Source organism: Streptomyces sp. NPDC007896, from assembly GCF_042959425.1.
Taxonomy (GTDB): Bacteria; Actinomycetota; Actinomycetes; order Streptomycetales; family Streptomycetaceae; genus Streptomyces.
In genome coordinates this window covers 242875-259511 of sequence record NZ_JBIBKX010000009.1, presented here as the reverse complement: position 1 = coordinate 259511, position 16637 = coordinate 242875, and the positions used below count along the sequence as shown (strand labels likewise).

Below are 16637 nucleotides of genomic sequence, written 5' to 3'. Positions count from 1 at the left end.
CCTGTCCGGCCGGTCACGCCGCGCGGTCTCCGGCACGCGCGTCTGCGGCGTTGTCGCCGGTCGCCGGCTCCCTCCTCCGCCTTGCGGGACCTAGGCCCTGTCGTCACATTCCCGTCTGCCCGGGAATGTGACGACAGGGCCTAGGGGCGCAGTGCGACGTCGACGGCCATGGTGAGCTTGTCGACGAATGCCGGACGGTCGGCGACGCGGTGCTTCCAGCCTTCGGCGGCGGCGTGCAGGACCTCGGCGATCTGCCGCGGGGTGACGCTTCCGGTGGGCCGGCCGGAGATGGTGACGGCCTCGGTGAGCGCGTCGAGGAAGGCGGCCCGGTAGTCGTCGTACATGCTCTGGAGCTGTGCTGTGCCGTGCTCCAGCAGGTCGTCGACGCCCTCGTTGATGTGTGTGCCGACGTAGCGGCCCAGATTGGCGTCGAGCGCGGTCACCAGACGTGCGTTGAGGTCCGCGTCGGGCGCGGCCAGCGCCGTGCGGACGTCGTCCAGGGCCTCGTCCAGCGCCTGCCGCATGGTCTCGCGGAACAGCTCCTCCTTGCCGGAGAAGAGGAAGTACAGGCCGGGGCGGGAGATGTCCGCCGCCTGAGCCACCGAGTCCATCGACGTCTTGCGATAGCCGAACGTCGCGAAAACGGTCAGTGCCGCCGCGAGTACCTGCTCGCGGCGTTGGGTGTCCCCACGGGTCGCTGCCATATACACACCATACCGAGTGAGCGTGCTATACATGTTTTGTAGATTCTGTTTAGTGGCGGGCGTAGGGGCCACGCCACGAGAGAGGGCATCATGCGCAAGACCGTTCTGATCACAGGTGCTTCGACAGGCATGGGCGAAGCAGCCACCTTCGAGTACGCCGCGCGCGACTGGAACGTCGTAGCCACCATGCGTGACCCGGCCAAGGCCAACCCGGCCTTCGCCGACCTCGGCAATGTCCTGGTCACACGCCTCGACGTCACCGACGCCGCCGGCATCGAGCAGGCCGTCAAGGAGGCCGTCGACCGCTTCGGCGCCATCGACGCCCTCGTCAACGCCGCCGGCTACGGACAGGTCGGCGCGGTCGAGGAAGTCAGCCCCGACCAGCTGCGCGACCAGTTCGAAACCAACGTGGTGGGCCTCGTCCAGGTGATCCAGGCCGTGCTCCCGCAGATGCGGGAACGCGGCTGCGGCCACATCATCAACATCGGCTCCATGGGCGGCCACGTCAGCCTGCCCACGATGGCCGTGTACTGCGCCTCGAAGAGCGCCGTGCAGAACCTGACCGAGGGACTGGCCAAGGAGGTCGGCCCGCTCGGCATCCACGTCACCCTGGTCGAGCCGGCGGGCTACGACACCAGCTTCGGGACCAATGCGAAGCTCCCCGCCACGTCCGTCCCCGCCTACGCGCCCTCCTACGCCGCCATGGCCGAATTCGACAAGCAGGCGGTGAGGGGCGACCTCGTCAAGTCCATGGCGGCCGTCGCCGGCATCACGGGCATCGACGAGCCCCCGCTGCACCTTGCCGTGGCCACCGCCGGCCTGGAGATGGTGCGGGGCCGCTTCACCGAGCTGATGGACGAGTACGCCCGCTGGGAGCCGGTCACGGCCGGCACCGACTGACGCTGGAGGGGCGGCTCACGGACCGCCCGGGGGTGACCATCCGGTCGGCCGACGAGAGGGTGTGTTCATGCCGGGGCGCTGCGAAGGAGCGTCAAGCCGAGGTACTGGACGGCGAGCAGCGCGACTTCCAGATCGATGCGGCGTTCATGGACGGGATGTCCCATGATCTCCTCGGCCTTCCGGATGCGGTAGTGCACGGTGTTCTTGTGCAGAATCTGAGCGCCGGCCGTGGCGGTGTAACTGCAGCCGGTGTCCAGGAAGATCTGCACGGTCTCCCGCAGCCGTGCGCAGTTCTCGTCATCGACAGCCAGCGGACCCAGAACCCCCCACACCCAGGCGCGCATGTCCTCGACATTGGCGCACATCAAGGCGATCGGAGCCACCCGGGAGTACTCGGTGAACCGGGTGCCGGGACTTGCCAGCGTCGCCAGCTCCTGTGTGCGCAGTGCCTGATGGTGCGTGGAGCGGAATCCCCCGATGCCGGGCTCCACGTTCCCCACGCACACATGCACGGAGGGGTCGGTGCTCTCGATCGCGTCCGACACCTGTTCCCAGGAGACGTCGTGGTGCGAGCCGAACGGCAGCCACGCCCAGGACAACGCCTCGTCCCGGGGGACGAACAGCGGCCGGGCGGCACAGCCGAGCACCTCGGCGAGAACGGTGGTCATCCGGTCGAGCCTGGCCAGCCCCGCACCCGCCTCCGCCAGCGGGGGCAGCCAGGACACCAGCCCGAGGTGGTACTGCCGGATGCGGTAACCCAGAGCCGACTCCGCCCAGTCGAGGTCGACGTCCTTCCCGGCGAGGATGTCCCGCACGCGCGCGGCCCGCACGGCTGTCCGGCTCAGCAGCCAGTGGTCGCGTTCGAGCTGGTAGACATCGATGACATGCTCCGTGACCCGGTCGATGTAGCCGAAGCTCATGTTCAGCATGCGCCAGTTGGTCGCGGCGGCCAGGGACTCGTCGGCGCCCTGACGGTCGAGCTCGTCGAGACACCATTGCAGGAAACGCCAGTGCCCGATCCTGTAGGACCTGATCAGCGCACTGAGAGGCACGTTCCGCTGGGCCAGTCTCCTGGCGTACTCCGAGGCGACCGGGGGCCCCTCGACGTTGTCCAGCGGTATGTCGTTCTCGAAAATGTGCAGCAGCGTGGCGACGTTCTCCGCGACGCTCGCTTCGAGGATCTTGACGACGGTCCCGTCACCCCGGAGCTCCGGGATCTCCGCGAGCAGCTGCTCCCCGATGTCACGGCTGACATCCGAAAGATGTGCCCCCACGCTCTCCGCGACCACGGACAGCTGCTTTGCGGCCTCGGGATACTCCGCAGCCATGCCTCGATCCTACAAAACGAGATCACCGACCGCCCATCGGCAGACCACGTCGCAGCCCGCACTCGTCCGGCGGGTCAATGCACGTCGGCCACAACCCCTTCGGCCCAATCCGTACCGCTGTGACCTGGCCGCCGCCCCGTCTCCACCGCACGATGAAAAGCACTGGCTTTGGATGGCCGGGGCAGGTGAGGCGAGGGCGGTGACCCCACGGATGAACCGAGAGCCCGACGGGCAGTTCGGTGACTACCAGAACGAGATCTACCTCGACGGGCTGTCCGGTGTGCTGCCCGCCCTGCCGATGGAGTTCCAGGAACTGGAGGCGCGAGCGCAAGCGGTGCTGTCGCCGTCGCTGCTGTCGTATGTCGCCGGTGGCGCAGGAGACGAGTCCACCCAGCGAGCCAACGTCTCGGCGTTCCTGCGATGGGGGCTGGTGCCGCGGATGATGGTCGGCGCGGCCCGGCGCGACCTGTCGGTGAACCTGTTCGGGATGAGTCTGCCTTCTCCGCTGTTCATGGCGCCGGTCGGGGTGATCGGGCTGTGCGCGCAGGACGGCCGCGGCGACCTGGCCACGGCCCGCGCAGCCGCCCGTACGGGCGTGCCGATGGTGGCCTCCACCCTCAGCGTCGATCCGCTGGAGGAAGTCGCGGCCGAGTTCGGGGAAACCCCGGGACTCTTCTCGCTGTACACCCCCACCGACCGGGAACTGGCCGAGAGCCTGGTGCGCCGGGCCGAAACGGCAGGCTTCAAGGGCATCGTGGTGACACTGGACACCTGGATCACAGGATGGCGCCCCCGCGACCTGGCAACCGGCAACTTCCCGCAGCTGCGCGGCCACTGCCTTGCCAACTACACGTCCGACCCGGTCTTCCGGGCCCGGCTGGCCAAAGCCCCCGAGGAGGATGCGCGGGCCGCGGTACTGGAATGGACACGGATCTTCGGCAATCCGCTGACCTGGGACGATCTCAGCTGGCTGCGGTCGATCACCGACCTGCCGCTCGTCCTCAAAGGCATCTGCCACCCCGAAGACGCGCGCCGCGCCAGGGACGGCGGCGTGGACGGGATCTACTGCTCCAACCACGGCGGCCGGCAGGCGAACGGCGGACTGCCCGCCTTGGAGGCGCTGCCGGGAGTGGTCGAGGCGGCGGAAGGCCTGCCGGTCCTGTTCGACTCGGGTGTCCGCAGCGGCGCGGACGTGGTCAAGGCTCTGGCGCTGGGGGCCACCGCCGTGGGCGTGGGCCGCCCGTACGCATACGGGCTGGCTCTCGGAGGCACACAGGGCATCGTCCACGTCCTGCGCTCGCTGCTTGCCGAAGCCGACCTGATCATGGCGGTGGACGGCTACCCGGCCCTCGGGGACCTCCGGGCGGACGGTGCGATACGCCGCCTGTGATGTGCGGCGGCATCAACCCCGGCGAACAGCCCCGGAGTTCAGCGGCCAGGCCCTGTACGGCAGTGAGCACGGCGGGGTCCGCGGAGCCGCAGGACGAGGTGGCGCAGGACGAGGTGGCGCGCGCCGGACGCGCCTGGTTCAGGGAGTCCGCGGCGGCCCGCGCCCGGCACGACAGGGGGTCCTGGCCGGGGGAGTGCGGTGCGGTCGATGCGTGAAGAGCGGGGCCTCTCGGCAGCCCGGGGATGCGACGCGTCCGGCGTCCAGGAGGCCCTGTTGCCGCTGCGCGCGCCCGCACGGGAGGTTGTGCGGTCGGCGTGTCGCGCTGCCGGGATCGTCAGGTGCGGCCGGTGTGGCGGGCGAAGCAGACGACTGCCCGGCGCCCGGAGGGCTTGCTCAAGAGCGGTTGCTGCCGGGCTGCTGGTCGCGGCCCGCGTCCCCCAGCTCCTTGAGGAGCAGGGTGAGGGTCGCCAGTCGTTCGGGCCCGAGCAGATCTTCGATCCAACGGCTTGTTTCCTGTGCCTGCCGGCGGCCCAGGGCCGCTCGTTCGTGCCCGGCGGGCGTCAGGGCGATCAGCTGCCGGCGGCGGTTGCCGGGATCCGTGCTCTTGGTGATCAGGTCACGGGCCAGGAGCCGGTCGAGGAGGGGAGTGAGCGTCGACCGGTCGACCGCGGCGAGGGCGCCGAGGGTCTTCTGGTCGAGGCTTTCGCGTTCATCCAGGACTTGGAGCACCGCGAACTGCGCAGGCGTGAGGTCGCTGCTGCGCAGTTGCCACGAGGCGTTCACCGCCTGCGAGGCGCGTCGCAGCTGGTGGGCCATGCCGTCGGCCAGCACCCCGTCGTATCGAGCTCCGATCGTCACCGGCCCAGGATACATCCGTGCACTGTGAGTTGGTACACGGACTGTTTGCAACCGAAAGCTTCATCCTCTACATTCATCCGTGTACGGACTTACCGTGTACGGAAGGTGGTTCCCGTGCCGCGAAGAGTGATCTTGGGAATGACCGGGGCGACCGGCGCCGTCTTCGGCGTCGAACTGCTCCGCCGGCTGCGGAACCAGCCGGACGTGGAAACACATCTCGTTCTGTCTCAATGGGCCAAAGCGACAATCCATCTGGAGACCAGCCTGTCGGTTCGCGAAGTCACCGATCTGGCAGACGTGACCTATTCATGGAATGATCAGGGCGCGGCGATTTCGTCAGGATCATTCCGAATGGATGGAATGATTATCGCACCGTGCAGCATGAAGACGCTCGCCGGAATTCGAACCGGATACGCTGATGGCCTCATCCCTCGCGCCGCCGACGTCACGCTGAAAGAGCGGCGTCCCCTGGTGCTCGTGCCGAGGGAGACACCGCTCAGCGAAATCCATCTCGACAACATGCTGGCGCTCTCCCGTATGGGAGCGAGAATCGTTCCGCCGATGCCGGCCTTCTACAGCCGCCCGAAAACCATCGACGATCTCGTTGAGCATGTCGTTGTCCGAGTACTGGACCAGCTGGATATCCAGGTGCCGTCGGCGCGGCGCTGGGACGGAATGCCTCGCCCATCCGAATTGAAAGGCGTAAGGGACTGATGTCCGAAATCAATGACCTCCGGTCCTATATCTCCGCGCTCGACGCGCTGGGAGACATCCAGCGCATCTCGCGCGTGGTCGATCCGAATCTGGAAGCGGCGGCCGTCACCCGGCGGTCCACCGAGAACGGCCGGCCCGCCCCGTTCTTCGAGCACCTCAGCGGGGTCGGTGAGGGGTTCCGCATGATCGGAGCCCCGGGCGCCCTGTCGAGCGTTCCCGGGCATCCGCTGGCCCGGGTCTCCCTCTCCCTCGGCCTGCCGCACACGACGACCGCTGCCGAACTGGTCGAACATCTCAGGCGGGCAGGCACCGGGCAACTGCTCCCGCCGCGGCGTGTGGCAGCCGGCTCGGCGCCCTGCAAGCAGAACATCCTGACGGGTGAAGAAGCCCGTCTCGACCGATTCCCGATCCCGTTCGTTCACCAGAGCGACGGCGGTCCCTACGTCAATACGTGGGGTGTCATCGTCGCGAAGACACCGGACGGCCGATGGACGAACTGGTCCATTTCCCGAATCATGATGATCGACGACCGGCACATGACCGGACTGGTGCTGCCGGGTCAGCACCTCGGCATGATCTGGCGTGAGTGGGAGGCCATCGGCGAGCCGATGCCCTACGCCCTTTTCCAGGGGGGCGACCCGGGCGCTGCCATCGTCGGCGGAATGACCGTTCCGACCGAGGTCGACGAGGGAGCGTATCTCGGAGCGGTGCTGGGCAAGCCGGTCGACGTGGTGAAGTGCGAGACGAACGACCTGGAGGTGCCGGCCTCCGCCGAGGTCGTCATCGAGGGGTACCTGTCCGCAACGCGTGATGCCGTGGAGGGCCCGTTCGCGGAGTTCCACGGCTGGGCCCTGCCCGAGACGTCGCCGCAGCCGCTCTTCAGCATCGAGGCGATCACCTACCGCAACGACCCGATCTGGCCGCTGGCCGCCGCCGGACGGCCTGTCGACGACTCGCATGTCGCACCGGCCGCGGGCATCTCCGCAGAGGTCGTCGCGGTCCTGCAGAAGGCGGGACTGCCCATCACGACCGCCTGGCTGCCGCTCGGCGCCGCCTGCTTCTGGACGGTGATCACGGTCCCGCAGAACTGGCGCGATCTGCTGCCGGGCATGGACACCGCACGATTCGTGCACCGCATCGGTGAGGTACTGAACGGCACCCGGGTCGGCCGGCTCTCCCCGGTCGTCTACGTCCTCGACGACGACGTGGATCCGGCGAACGACTCGGATCTCCTGTGGGCGCTGGCCACCAGGGTGCATCCGTCGCTCCGCCAGGAGCAGTGGCACGGGCCGATCATGCCGTGGTACCCGTGCTTCCTCGAGGAGGAACTGCACAACGGCTGGGGAGCCATCGTCGTACACGACGCCCTGCTCCCGGCGGTGGGAAGCGGACGCGTTCCGCCCGCCACCTTCGACGGCGTCTTCCCGGCGGACGTGCGCGCCAAGGTCCTGGCCGCCGAGTCCGAGCAGGCGGGCGACACCGGCTCTGCCGCATCGGACTGACACCTGCGGTGCCGTAGAGCCGGCACCTGCGCTGCCGTAGACGTCTGGGACGCAACCACCACCAGGCGGCCCGCCACACGACCGGCACGACCCCGCCCCCTGACCGGCCACAGCCCGGCGGTCAGGGGGCGGGCGTCGGACCGGCCCCACGGGCCCAGACGCAAAACCGGGTGGGTCGTCGTGCGCGGGCCCCTACCCCGCTGAGCGGTGGACGCCGACCGGGTGAATGAGGAAGGACGAGAAGCCGCTGGTCGAGTGAGCAAGGGGATCTCGCGATCACGGGCGGGGTACCGATCAGCGTGCGTGCCGGACCGAAGCGGACAGCGGTCCTTCAACCCCAGGCGTCGAGACATCACTTGTGTGGCACGAGTCAGTGCGGTTGCCGACCCGATGAGTCAAGAAAAGGGACAGTCGTGACCCAGCAGAATGTGACAGTTGCTGTCACGGGAGCGGGCGGCACCGGTGTGGCCAAGGCCCTGCTCACCGCACTTCAGAGAGACGACCGGGTCGGGCATGTCGATCTTCTGGTGTCGGCCAACGGGCGCAAACTGGTGGCCTTCGAATTCCGGACCGGCGAAGACCCGGACTCGGTGGTCCAGGCCCTGGAGGCGACGTCACCGAAAGTACGCTTCCTGGACCCGGCCGACATGTCCGGACCAGTGACCAGCGGCAGCTACCCGAGCGACGCAATGATCATCCTGCCGTGTGCGGCCGGCGTACTCGGACGCATCGCTCACGGCCAGACCGAGAGCCTCATCGAGCGAGCCGCGGACGTGATGCTGAAGCAGCGGCGCAGACTCGTCCTGTGCCTGCGGGAAGCGCCGCTGAACCTCATCCACCTGCGCAACATGGTCGCTGTCACGGAAGCGGGAGCCACCGTGTACCCCATGATCCCCACGTACTACAACGTGCCCGAGACACTCGCGCAGCTGCGGGACGAGTTCGTCGAACGCGTCCTGCAGTTCCTGGGCCTGCCCGGCACGGACCGTTACCAGTGGGACGGCAGCGACACCGCGGCGCGACGCGAGCACACTCAAGCGCGCTAGCGCACCTGTCCGGCGGGCTGTTGACGGGGTATCCGGTATTCCTGCCCGGGGATCCGCCCCCACCGGTTCCCGTCCCTGGTCAGGGCGTCTTCGCCCTGCAATATGCTGGCTTGGTGAGTAGCGAACCGGTTCCGCCAGAGGGCACCGCCGTCGAGCTGATGCGAGCGATGACACGGCTGCGAGCGCGGCTGCGCACCGAGGCGCCGATCGACGACCTGCCGTGGAACTGGTCGCATCTGACCACGCTGCACCGGATCGTCACGGACGGTCCGATGACCGTGAGCGAGCTCGCGCAGGCCGAGCACGTGCGGCGGCAGTCGATGGCGGAGACCGTGGCCGCGCTGCGCGCCGGTGAGCTGATCACCACCGCGAAGGACCCGAACGACGGGCGCAAGGTCCTGGTGAGCGCGACTCCGGCCGGGCGGACGCTGACCGAGCGGATCCCGGCGGCCCGTGAGGCGTGGCTGGCCGAGGTGATCGGGTCCGCGCTTCGGGCCCCCGAGCGCCGGACGCTCGACAAGGCAGCCGAGATCATGAATCGCCTGGCGGACTCCGAGACCGTCTAGGCCCGCGGGGAGGAGCGGACCGGATTTCGGCGGTAGCGGTCAGCCGGTAGTGGACTGCTTCGGCACGCGCCCGGAGGCTCTGAGTTCCTGCAGGTCGGGGACGTGGTTGTAGAGGGTGGGAGTGGCGACGGTGGGCCGGCCGCCGGGGGTGGTGGTGTCCAGGCGCTCGTGCAGTGAGGAGAATCCGATCTCGCGGCGCCGCAGTTCGCCGACCGTGTTCACCAGGTCCTTGAGGGATCGGCCGTAGCGGTCGAGCGCGGGAACCGCCAGGGTGTCGCCGGCGGTGAGGGCGTCGATCTGGCGGTCGGGCTTCTGCCCGCCGGTGGACACACACCCGTGCGTAGCCGATGCGGATCTCGGTGAAGGCCCTGAGGGGTGCTCAGGCAGGTCGGCAGCCGGCCTTCAGGAATCGGTGGCTTGTTGAAGCCGGTGTCTCTGTCGGCGCGCGTCTGCAGGTGCCGGAACGAGAACTTGGCAGCCCACGGGCATCACCCGGGCATCACCGCAAGCCGGCGGGGCCGACCTCGGACCGTCGGATTCCCCCGGCCTGAGCTTGGAGTACACACGGATCTCTTGCCCCAACTGGTTTGTGATGCAAAGCTGATGCAATGGCAGACGCATCGGTGCCCTCTCCGGGCACTCCCCACGAAGTCCTCGCCGGCCTTGGTGACTTGACCCGCCGGGTCCGTGCCGCGCAGCGCGGCGCCTGGTTTCCCCTCCTGCTGCTGGGCGTGCTCACGCTGAGCGGGATCCTGGTCAGCCGCTTCACCTTCAAGGTCGAGACCGTGCCCTGCCCGGCGACCGCCCCCGCGGCAGGCACCGGCTGCACCCAGGTCACGCAGGTCACGCAGGGCTCGCCGGTCTACTGGCCCATCGCCCTCGCCCTCGCCTACGCCGCGACGGCGTTCTACTACATCCGCCGCTCCCGCAACCGCGGCGTCGGCACCCCGGTCCGGCCGTACATCCTCACCGGGATCGCCCTGGTCGGCCTGGTGACCGCCACCGAGATCTGGAGCATCCGTCAGGGGATGCCGCAGCCCGGCGCCCCGATCGACTTCTGGGGCCTGCACCTCGACCCCGCCTCCGGGGTGACGGCGTTCCTCCACCGACTCACCGGGAACGCCACAGCCGTCGGGCTGCCGCTGCTGGTGCTGGCCTGGGTGGAACGCAGCCGCACCCTGCTGCTACTCACCGCGGTGTACCTGGCCATCGAGCTGGTGCCGCTCACCACCGGCTGGGCGGGGATCTCGTTCACCTCGCCCTGGTCCGCCGTGCCTCGCTACGGCGTACCCGGTGTGCTGCTCCTGCTCGGCGCGCTCGGTTTCGCTCTGGCCGAGCTGTCCCGTCAGCGCGACGTCTCATGACCGATCAGCCCGCCCCGCACCCCGTCACCGGCCTGGACGACGTGGTCCACCAGCGTGTCCGCCTCGGCATCCTCACCGTCGCCCACCAGGCGCGCCGGGTCGAGTTCGGCTTCCTGCGCACGGCGCTCGGACTCACCGCCGGAAATCTCAGCCAGCACCTGGCCGTCCTGGAGAAGGCCGGACTGGTCGAGATCGAGAAGGGCTACGAAGGCAAACGTGCCCGCACCTGGCTCTCCCTCACCCCGGCCGGCGACCGCGCCCTGCAGGACGAGGTCACCCAGCTCAAGCGGCTCATCCACCAGATCGAGCAAGGCAGTTCAGCCCCGGAGTCCTGATCTGGACTCCTGCAAGCCGTGGTGAGCCGTGAGCGGCTCCCGCCGACGTCCGGCGGACCCGGACAGCACGCCGAACACCGTCCAAGAAACCTGGGGAGGACACGTGAGCATCACATCGGTCACCACGACGGACTTGACGCGCCGTCGCATGTTCGCAGCCGCGCTGGCGGCGGGGGTCGGGGCCGCCGTGCCGATCAGCGCAGCGCGCCAGGCGTGGGCGGCTCCGACCGCCCCCGGCTCGTCTCGACTCACGCTGCCCAGGCCCACCGGGCCGCACCCCGTGGGCACGGTGCCGCTCCACCTCGTCGACACCTCACGTCCCGATCCCGTGGCCGGCCCCGGGCATCACCGCGAGTTGATGGCCGGCGTCTGGTACCCCGCCCGCAGGGCGGAGGGCCTGCCGCGCGCCCCCTGGATGACCGAGGGCGCGTTGCGGGCGCTCCTCACGGACGCCGGCTTCCCCCTCGACCCCGCCCTCGGCCCGCTCACCGCCGCACACGTGGGCGCACCCGTGCACCATGCCGGCCACCGCCTGCCCGTCATCGTGTACTCGCACGGCTCGGGCAGCCACCGCGGCGACCACACCATCATGGTCCAGGAACTCGCCAGCCACGGCTACGCCGTGGTCACCGTCGACCACACCCACGACACGTTCACCGAATTCCCCGACGGCAGGGTGCTCACCCCGGACGACGTCCCGATGTACCCGAGGGACTTCGCCGCCGACCTCCGGTTCCTGCTCGACTGCGTGGAGGGGCTCGCCGCCGGGCGCAACCCCGACGCCGACGGCAAGCCGCTGCCCCAGGGCCTTCTCGGCGCCCTCGACCCGAAGCGCATCGGCGCGTTCGGCTGGTCGAAGGGCGGCACCGCCACCGCGCTCACCATGCTCGCCGACCAGCGCGTCCGTGCCGGGCTCAGCCTCGACGGCCCGATGCAGCCGACCATCACCGCCGACCTGGACCGGCCGTTCATGATGATGACCGCCGTGTTCACCCGGGACGCCATGCCGGACGTCGCCGAGTTCTGGACGCACCTTCGCGGCTGGCGGCTCGACATCCAGGCCGACGGGGCCATCCACCCCTCATACGGCGACAACGTGACGCTGATCCCGCAAGCGGGCAAGATCCTCGGCATGACCGACCAGCAGATCCAGGACATGATCGGCACCCTCGATCCGGCCCGGGCGGTACGGATCCAACAGGCCTACCCGCTCGCGTTCTTCGACCTGCACCTGCGCCACCGCAGGGAGCGTCTGCTCGACGGCCCGAGTACGGCCTTCCCAGAGGTGAAGTTCATCCCGTGAAGCGTGACCGCGCGATGCGCGGTTATACCAGGGCCGCCAGGAAATGCCGTCGCCATCCGGCTGCGGCCTTCGCGAAGGCGGCCATCCGCGCAGCCCTTCCCTCGCGTGATCGGCGCTCCTACCGCTCGCCGCCGTCCTCCTCGCCGGTCGAGGGTTCGCGCAGCGGCCTGCGGCCGGCCTCCTGCGGGCGGAAGAACACGTAGTGGCCGAGGAAGTTGATGTGATCGAACTGGAGCGGTGAGAGGCAGGCGAGCAGGTCGCCGGTGACGGGGAAGCCGTCGGCGGTGAGTTGCTCGCCCGCCCGGTTCAGGCAGAGGCTGTTCCACAGCACCACAGCACCACAGCACCACAGCACCACAGCACCACAGCACCACGGCGTTCAGCGCCAGGCCGAGGGCGCCGAGCTGGTCCTCCACCCGGCATCCCCCTGGCTCTTCCCTGGCTGCCGGGCGAGCGAGCCGTTTCGCCCCGACCATCTGTCCGCGCTCTTGAACGAGGTCGGGGTTCCGGCCGCTGCTGCCCGCGGCGCCGCCATCCGGCAGCAACTCCTCGAACTACCCGGCCCCGTTGTCGCGGACGCTCTCGGCTACCACGACAAGACCACCAGCCGCCTCATCAAAGAGACCGGCGGGACATGGAGCCGATACGCCACTGGCGATCACGCAAGGTCACCAGCGAGCCGGGTTCCCCGGGGGCGGCGGCAGTTGAATACGAGACCCACTCGTACCGAGACCGGGTTCGGCCGAAACGAAGTCACTCATCCCCTGCCTCTACGCCGACCCGGAATTGGGTACGCGTACTCATGCGTGTCACCGCCAGGCTCGGCACCCTGCAGCCATGACGAATCCCCTTCCGGCGCCGAATCGCTGGCGCCCCTGGGCGCACCGAACACGCCTGGGCGCGGACGTTGCCCTCGCGATACCGCTGTTCCTACTGGAGACCGCGTGGCTGGTGCTGGACTGGATGTTCGGCCTCGGCATGGAGGTATGGGCGGCGCAAGGCGACAAGGCGCAGGTCGACGCGGCAACCCTCGCGCACATCAATCGGGTGTGGGTGCTGTTGGTCGCCGTACTCATCGTGGCAGTACTCGCGGGACTGTTCCGTGCCCCCTGGACGGCGATCGCACACCTGCTGGTGGCTCTCCTGGCCGGCCTGATACTGGGGGCCACACAGCACCAGTGGGATACCGACCACGCCCCCTCGCCCGGGTGTATCCGCTACAGCGCCAACTGCTGAGACACCCGGGCGCGGCTCGAACCACGCTGTTGCCCGATATCACTGACGGTGACAGCCGAGACTGGGCTCCGCAGAGATCTGGCGGCAGTTGAATACGAGACCCCACCAGTACCGAGGGCCGCCCGGCGTCGTGCCGGCTACCCCGCTGCCGTGCTCAGGGCGGCGAGGTCCGTGGTGCTGATGATTTCGGCCTGGTGGGGGAAGACCTTCTCCATGAGCACCCGGTGCACCTCCGGATCGGGGTCTGCGGTGGCGTCGGCGAGGAGGAACAGGCGGTAGTCCTCATCGGCCGCCTGCCGAAGGGTGGTCAGCACCACGCCGCTGGTGGACAGCCCGGCGAGGACCAGGGTGTCCACGTTGCGGGCGCGGAGTTCGGCGCGCAGGTCGGTGTCGCTGGCGAAGGCACTGATCCGTGTCTTGCGCACGGTCAGATCGTCCTCCTCGGCCTTCAGGGACTCGTGCACCGCCGTCGCCGCAGTGCCGTCGGCGAGGTACCCGGCCGCGGCGGCCTGGGAGAACGTCTTGTTGTGGGCGGGCACGGCGGCGGCGTCCTCCTGCGCGAGCGCGACGCGTACGAAGACGACGTGCGCCCCGTGGGCGCGGGCCCAGGCCAGTGCCTCGCCCGCGCGGGTGAGCACGCCTTGCGGGTCGGGCACGGCGCCGAGCACGACGGGCTGGAAGTCCATCAGCAGCAGTGCGGTGCGGGCCGGGTCGAGGGCGGCGGTGGTGTGCGTACCAGTGGTCATGTCTGTGGATCGGCTTTCTGTGCGAGGGGGTTCTGTGCTGGGCGCGGGGCCCGGATTCCGGGCCCCGGCCGGGGGTTGGTTCGTGTGGTGCCGGTCGGCCCGGGCCAGCTGCCGGTCGAGGACGGTCAGGACGAGGACGAGAGCGGAGATCGCGACCAGCACCCACGCGATGGAGTGCAGGCCGCTGTCGCTCACGCCGCGGTGGAAGGCGGTGCCGGTGATCGCCGCCGAGGCGATGGACCCGATGTAGCCGAAGGTGCGCAGCAGTCCGGAAGCGGTGCCCAGCGCGGCGGCGGGGGCCTCCTGGTAGAGGACGGTCTGGTTGGCGACCGTCCCGGCGCCGGAGGTCAGGCCGAAGACCGCGGTGACACAGATGACCGCCGCCATCGGGGTGTTGCTGCCCACGAACAGCGTGGCCACCGCGCCGACGAGCAGCAGGACCGCGCAGGCGATCAGCGGCAGCCGTACCGCCGCCCGCCGCGACACCACCCGGGCGGCCAGGGCGGTCAGCACGCCCATCGGCATCAGCATCAGCCCGGCCTGGTAGGCGGACAGGCCGCGGGCCACCTCCAGCCACTGGGTGAGCCCGTACAGGATCACGTACGTGCCCATCAGGGTCAGGCCGTTGCGCAGGTAGGTGCGGGTCAGGGCGCCGTTGGCGACGAGCAGTCGTACGTCGAGGAAGGGCTGGGCGGCGCGCAGTTCCCAGCCGGCCAGGGCGGCGGCGAGGACCAGGGCGGCGGCGAGCGCGGGCCAGTCCAGGTGCGGCAGCGCGTTGAGGAAGATCATCAGCGCGGTGAGCGAGCCGCCGAAGCCCAGCATGCCGAGCAGGTCGATGCGGGAGGCGAGAGCGCGGGGCGAGCCGAGGCGCACCGGGTCGGGGTCCCGGGCGATCCCGGCCAGCGCCAGGAACAGGGCGATGGCGGCGACCGGGATGTTGATCCAGAAGGCGGCGCGCCAGCCCGCCCAGCCGATCAGGAGTCCGCCGATGGCGGGGCCGACGGCGACGGTGGCGGCACCGGTGATCGACAGACCGCCGAGCACCTCGCGCGGCGGGGTCTTGTGGCCGGCCTGTTCGGCGCGGCGGCGGATCAGCAGCATCGCCGCCGGGTAGCCCGCCGAGGTGCCCGCGCCGATCAGTACCCGGGCCACGATCAGTGCCGTCAGCGAGTGGGCCAGCGAGCCGACGATCCCGGCCGCGAGCACCAGCGTGATACCGGCCACGAAGATCCGCCGGGGCCCGAACTCCTCGGCGAGGCGCCCGGCGGCGGGCTGGGCCAGCGCGCTGGTGAGATAGAGGCTGGAGATCAGGATCGCGGTGTCCCCGACGGGGATGTGCAGGGCCGCGGCGATGGCGACCAGCGCCGTCGCGATGATCGAGCTGTTGACCGGGTTGAGCGAGGCCCCCAGGTACAGCGGCGCCACGAAGCGCGCACCGAAGGGATTGCCACGGGGTGCTCCGGCCTCGGATATTCGCTCCGGAGTGCGGGTGTCACCGGCAGACGGCACGACGCGGCTCCTTCCTCCGGGACCTTCCGTGACGGGGCGGACCTGCTGGGGAGATCCCGGCGGAGATGAGCAGGCCACCTGACAAATATTATCAGGCAGCCTGTCTATCTCCATCGGGACCTCCCGCCTCGGCCGGAGAGCGGCGGTCCCAGTGCAGCCCGTCGAGCCCCGCGACCCGGACGGCGACGACCGGGCCGGCGCGACCGCCGCCCTCTGCGACCGTCGCCGATGCGGACCACGGACGGCACGGCCCCACCGCAACGCCCCTCACATGGCGAAGCCGGTGAACGGGGGAGGGGAGACACGGCCCCGGTCAGAACCGGAGGACCAGCCGTCCCCGGACACGCGGGTTCCCGGACAGGAGACGACGGCCTCACAGCTCAGCCCCCGGCCGGCCGAACTCCTTCACCGCCGCGCCGCAGACAGGCGCCACCTCCCGGCACGGCCCGATGCACATGTACGAACCCGACGCCTTCGCCCCCCTGGAGCACGAAGAGACGGCAGCGTCGCGACGCGCCCTTTCCCCGGCCCGTTCCGGGATCGTTGTTACGGTTCGCCGGTGTCTGGCTCTTCACGCGATACTGCCGAAGGCGCCGGCTGGGGCGCCCTGGAACACGGCGAGCAATACGCCGTCGTTCCCGGCTTCCTGAAGGTCGGTCAGGGAACGGAATCCGCCGTCATCGCCAGCGACGTGATCTACCCCGTCGGCAGCGCGGCCGCCCCTGGAGTCTGTCGCTGGAGGACCGTGTCCTGCTGGTCACGGCTTACTGGCGCACGAACTTGACGATGCGACAGCTTGCCCCTTTGTTCGGGATCTCCAAGGCGGCCGCAGACAGGATCATTGAGCCCTTTCAGCGCTGCCGCTTCAGGGTGAGGGCGGCCGCGGCGATTGACGACATGCGATTCGGGTTGCACCGGGACCTGCGGAAGATCCGCCACGACTTCAGTCGTGCGACGCCGCGCTCGACCGGTGCCCGTGCCGCGGACAACGCGCGGATGACGGATCGACAGGGCCCTCTCTCCAGGCACCCATAGGGTCACTTTGCGCTCCGGGCGGGACGAAATCACGACCAGCTTCCTCTCTGCTGATAGCCCCTTCCTTCCATCACAGGTCAGCGGTCTGCCCCGTGGGAACG

17 protein-coding genes and 2 pseudogenes are annotated in these 16637 nt (G+C 69.6%); 12 read left to right on the top strand and 7 right to left on the bottom strand.

Annotated elements, in window-relative coordinates:
- Positions 1–140 precede the first annotated feature (140 nt).
- A complete protein-coding gene (locus tag ACFZDJ_RS28720) occupies positions 141–704 on the bottom strand; it encodes a TetR family transcriptional regulator (protein WP_391063031.1) in 564 nt (187 codons plus the stop codon).
- Positions 705–794: 90 nt separating this feature from the next.
- Here ACFZDJ_RS28720 and ACFZDJ_RS28715 point away from each other — a divergent pair, with 90 nt between their 5' ends.
- Positions 795–1604, top strand: coding sequence for an SDR family NAD(P)-dependent oxidoreductase (locus tag ACFZDJ_RS28715; protein WP_390941206.1), 810 nt, complete (start codon positions 795–797; stop codon positions 1602–1604).
- Positions 1605–1669: 65 nt separating this feature from the next.
- Here the strand turns inward: ACFZDJ_RS28715 and ACFZDJ_RS28710 are convergent, their stop codons facing one another.
- Positions 1670–2932 carry a helix-turn-helix domain-containing protein gene (locus ACFZDJ_RS28710; protein ID WP_390941204.1) on the bottom strand — a complete coding sequence of 421 codons (1263 nt, stop codon included), beginning with the start codon at positions 2930–2932 and terminating at the stop codon, positions 1670–1672.
- Between the two features lie 211 nt (positions 2933–3143).
- Between ACFZDJ_RS28710 and ACFZDJ_RS28705 the strand changes: the two genes are divergently transcribed.
- Positions 3144–4322 (top strand): alpha-hydroxy-acid oxidizing protein, encoded by a 1179-nt coding sequence (locus tag ACFZDJ_RS28705; protein WP_391063029.1) that lies wholly within the window; start codon positions 3144–3146, stop codon positions 4320–4322.
- Between the two features lie 62 nt (positions 4323–4384).
- Positions 4385–4537, top strand: a complete 153-nt coding sequence (locus tag ACFZDJ_RS28700; RefSeq protein ID WP_391063027.1) for a hypothetical protein — start codon at positions 4385–4387, stop codon at positions 4535–4537.
- A 178-nt stretch (positions 4538–4715) separates the two neighbouring features.
- On the opposite strand, the gene ACFZDJ_RS28695 is transcribed toward ACFZDJ_RS28700, so the two are convergent.
- Complete coding sequence (locus ACFZDJ_RS28695; RefSeq protein WP_164331854.1) at positions 4716–5180, bottom strand: MarR family winged helix-turn-helix transcriptional regulator; 465 nt, start codon at positions 5178–5180, stop codon at positions 4716–4718.
- Positions 5181–5294: 114 nt separating this feature from the next.
- Here ACFZDJ_RS28695 and ACFZDJ_RS28690 point away from each other — a divergent pair, with 114 nt between their 5' ends.
- The 4 genes from ACFZDJ_RS28690 to ACFZDJ_RS28675 all read left to right on the top strand — a co-directional run bounded on the left by ACFZDJ_RS28690 (position 5295) and on the right by ACFZDJ_RS28675 (position 9008).
- Positions 5295–5894, top strand: a complete 600-nt coding sequence (locus ACFZDJ_RS28690) for a non-oxidative hydroxyarylic acid decarboxylases subunit B (RefSeq protein WP_268814651.1) — start codon at positions 5295–5297, stop codon at positions 5892–5894.
- Positions 5894–7396, top strand: coding sequence for a UbiD family decarboxylase (locus ACFZDJ_RS28685; protein WP_390941196.1), 1503 nt, complete (start codon positions 5894–5896; stop codon positions 7394–7396). The genes ACFZDJ_RS28690 and ACFZDJ_RS28685 overlap by 1 nt, the downstream gene beginning before the upstream one ends.
- A gap of 413 nt (positions 7397–7809) precedes the next feature.
- Positions 7810–8442 (top strand): UbiX family flavin prenyltransferase, encoded by a 633-nt coding sequence (locus ACFZDJ_RS28680; RefSeq protein ID WP_060897432.1) that lies wholly within the window; start codon positions 7810–7812, stop codon positions 8440–8442.
- Between the two features lie 113 nt (positions 8443–8555).
- Positions 8556–9008, top strand: coding sequence for a MarR family winged helix-turn-helix transcriptional regulator (locus ACFZDJ_RS28675; protein ID WP_121413793.1), 453 nt, complete (start codon positions 8556–8558; stop codon positions 9006–9008).
- Between the two features lie 39 nt (positions 9009–9047).
- Here ACFZDJ_RS28675 and ACFZDJ_RS28670 read toward each other — a convergent pair whose 3' ends face one another.
- Complete coding sequence (locus tag ACFZDJ_RS28670) at positions 9048–9338, bottom strand: recombinase family protein (RefSeq protein WP_067380150.1); 291 nt, start codon at positions 9336–9338, stop codon at positions 9048–9050.
- Between the two features lie 278 nt (positions 9339–9616).
- Here ACFZDJ_RS28670 and ACFZDJ_RS28665 point away from each other — a divergent pair, with 278 nt between their 5' ends.
- The 3 genes from ACFZDJ_RS28665 (at position 9617) to ACFZDJ_RS28655 (ending at position 12010) form a co-directional block, all read left to right on the top strand.
- Entirely contained in the window at positions 9617–10372 is a 756-nt protein-coding gene (locus tag ACFZDJ_RS28665; protein ID WP_391063024.1) for a hypothetical protein, read from the top strand.
- Positions 10369–10707: a transcriptional regulator gene (locus tag ACFZDJ_RS28660; protein WP_067380157.1), complete on the top strand. Its 339-nt coding sequence runs from the start codon at positions 10369–10371 to the stop codon at positions 10705–10707. The genes ACFZDJ_RS28665 and ACFZDJ_RS28660 overlap by 4 nt, the downstream gene beginning before the upstream one ends.
- Positions 10708–10810: 103 nt before the next feature.
- On the top strand, positions 10811–12010 hold the full coding sequence (locus ACFZDJ_RS28655; protein ID WP_391063021.1) for an alpha/beta hydrolase family protein: 1200 nt from the start codon (positions 10811–10813) through the stop codon (positions 12008–12010).
- 118 nt (positions 12011–12128) lie between these two features.
- Here ACFZDJ_RS28655 and ACFZDJ_RS28650 read toward each other — a convergent pair whose 3' ends face one another.
- Positions 12129–12341: a Tn3 family transposase gene (locus ACFZDJ_RS28650; RefSeq protein WP_391063018.1), complete on the bottom strand. Its 213-nt coding sequence runs from the start codon at positions 12339–12341 to the stop codon at positions 12129–12131.
- Between the two features lie 506 nt (positions 12342–12847).
- Here ACFZDJ_RS28650 and ACFZDJ_RS28645 point away from each other — a divergent pair.
- The gene (locus tag ACFZDJ_RS28645) at positions 12848–13246 is read left to right on the top strand and encodes a DUF6234 family protein (protein WP_067380163.1); all 399 of its coding nucleotides are present in this window, start codon (positions 12848–12850) and stop codon (positions 13244–13246) included.
- A 137-nt stretch (positions 13247–13383) separates the two neighbouring features.
- Here ACFZDJ_RS28645 and ACFZDJ_RS28640 read toward each other — a convergent pair whose 3' ends face one another.
- The gene (locus ACFZDJ_RS28640) at positions 13384–15501 is read right to left on the bottom strand and encodes an MFS transporter (RefSeq protein ID WP_391063016.1); all 2118 of its coding nucleotides are present in this window, start codon (positions 15499–15501) and stop codon (positions 13384–13386) included.
- Between the two features lie 708 nt (positions 15502–16209).
- Here ACFZDJ_RS28640 and ACFZDJ_RS28635 point away from each other — a divergent pair.
- A pseudogene (locus ACFZDJ_RS28635) lies at positions 16210–16347 on the top strand (transposase family protein); the annotation flags it as partial.
- A gap of 5 nt (positions 16348–16352) precedes the next feature.
- On the opposite strand, the pseudogene ACFZDJ_RS28630 reads toward ACFZDJ_RS28635, so the two are convergent.
- Positions 16353–16493: pseudogene (locus ACFZDJ_RS28630) on the bottom strand (IS5/IS1182 family transposase); the annotation flags it as partial.
- Between the last annotated feature and the right edge of the window lie 144 nt (positions 16494–16637).

Coding starts and splice junctions, on each gene's coding strand:
- ACFZDJ_RS28715 (WP_390941206.1), top strand. CDS start 795: ATGCGCAAGACCGTTCTGATCACAGGTGCTTCGACAGGCATGGGCGAA.
- ACFZDJ_RS28685 (WP_390941196.1), top strand. CDS start 5,894: ATGTCCGAAATCAATGACCTCCGGTCCTATATCTCCGCGCTCGACGCG.
- ACFZDJ_RS28720 (WP_391063031.1), bottom strand. CDS start 704: ATGGCAGCGACCCGTGGGGACACCCAACGCCGCGAGCAGGTACTCGCG.
- ACFZDJ_RS28710 (WP_390941204.1), bottom strand. CDS start 2,932: ATGGCTGCGGAGTATCCCGAGGCCGCAAAGCAGCTGTCCGTGGTCGCG.
- ACFZDJ_RS28645 (WP_067380163.1), top strand. CDS start 12,848: ATGACGAATCCCCTTCCGGCGCCGAATCGCTGGCGCCCCTGGGCGCAC.
- ACFZDJ_RS28660 (WP_067380157.1), top strand. CDS start 10,369: ATGACCGATCAGCCCGCCCCGCACCCCGTCACCGGCCTGGACGACGTG.
- ACFZDJ_RS28665 (WP_391063024.1), top strand. CDS start 9,617: ATGGCAGACGCATCGGTGCCCTCTCCGGGCACTCCCCACGAAGTCCTC.
- ACFZDJ_RS28705 (WP_391063029.1), top strand. CDS start 3,144: ATGAACCGAGAGCCCGACGGGCAGTTCGGTGACTACCAGAACGAGATC.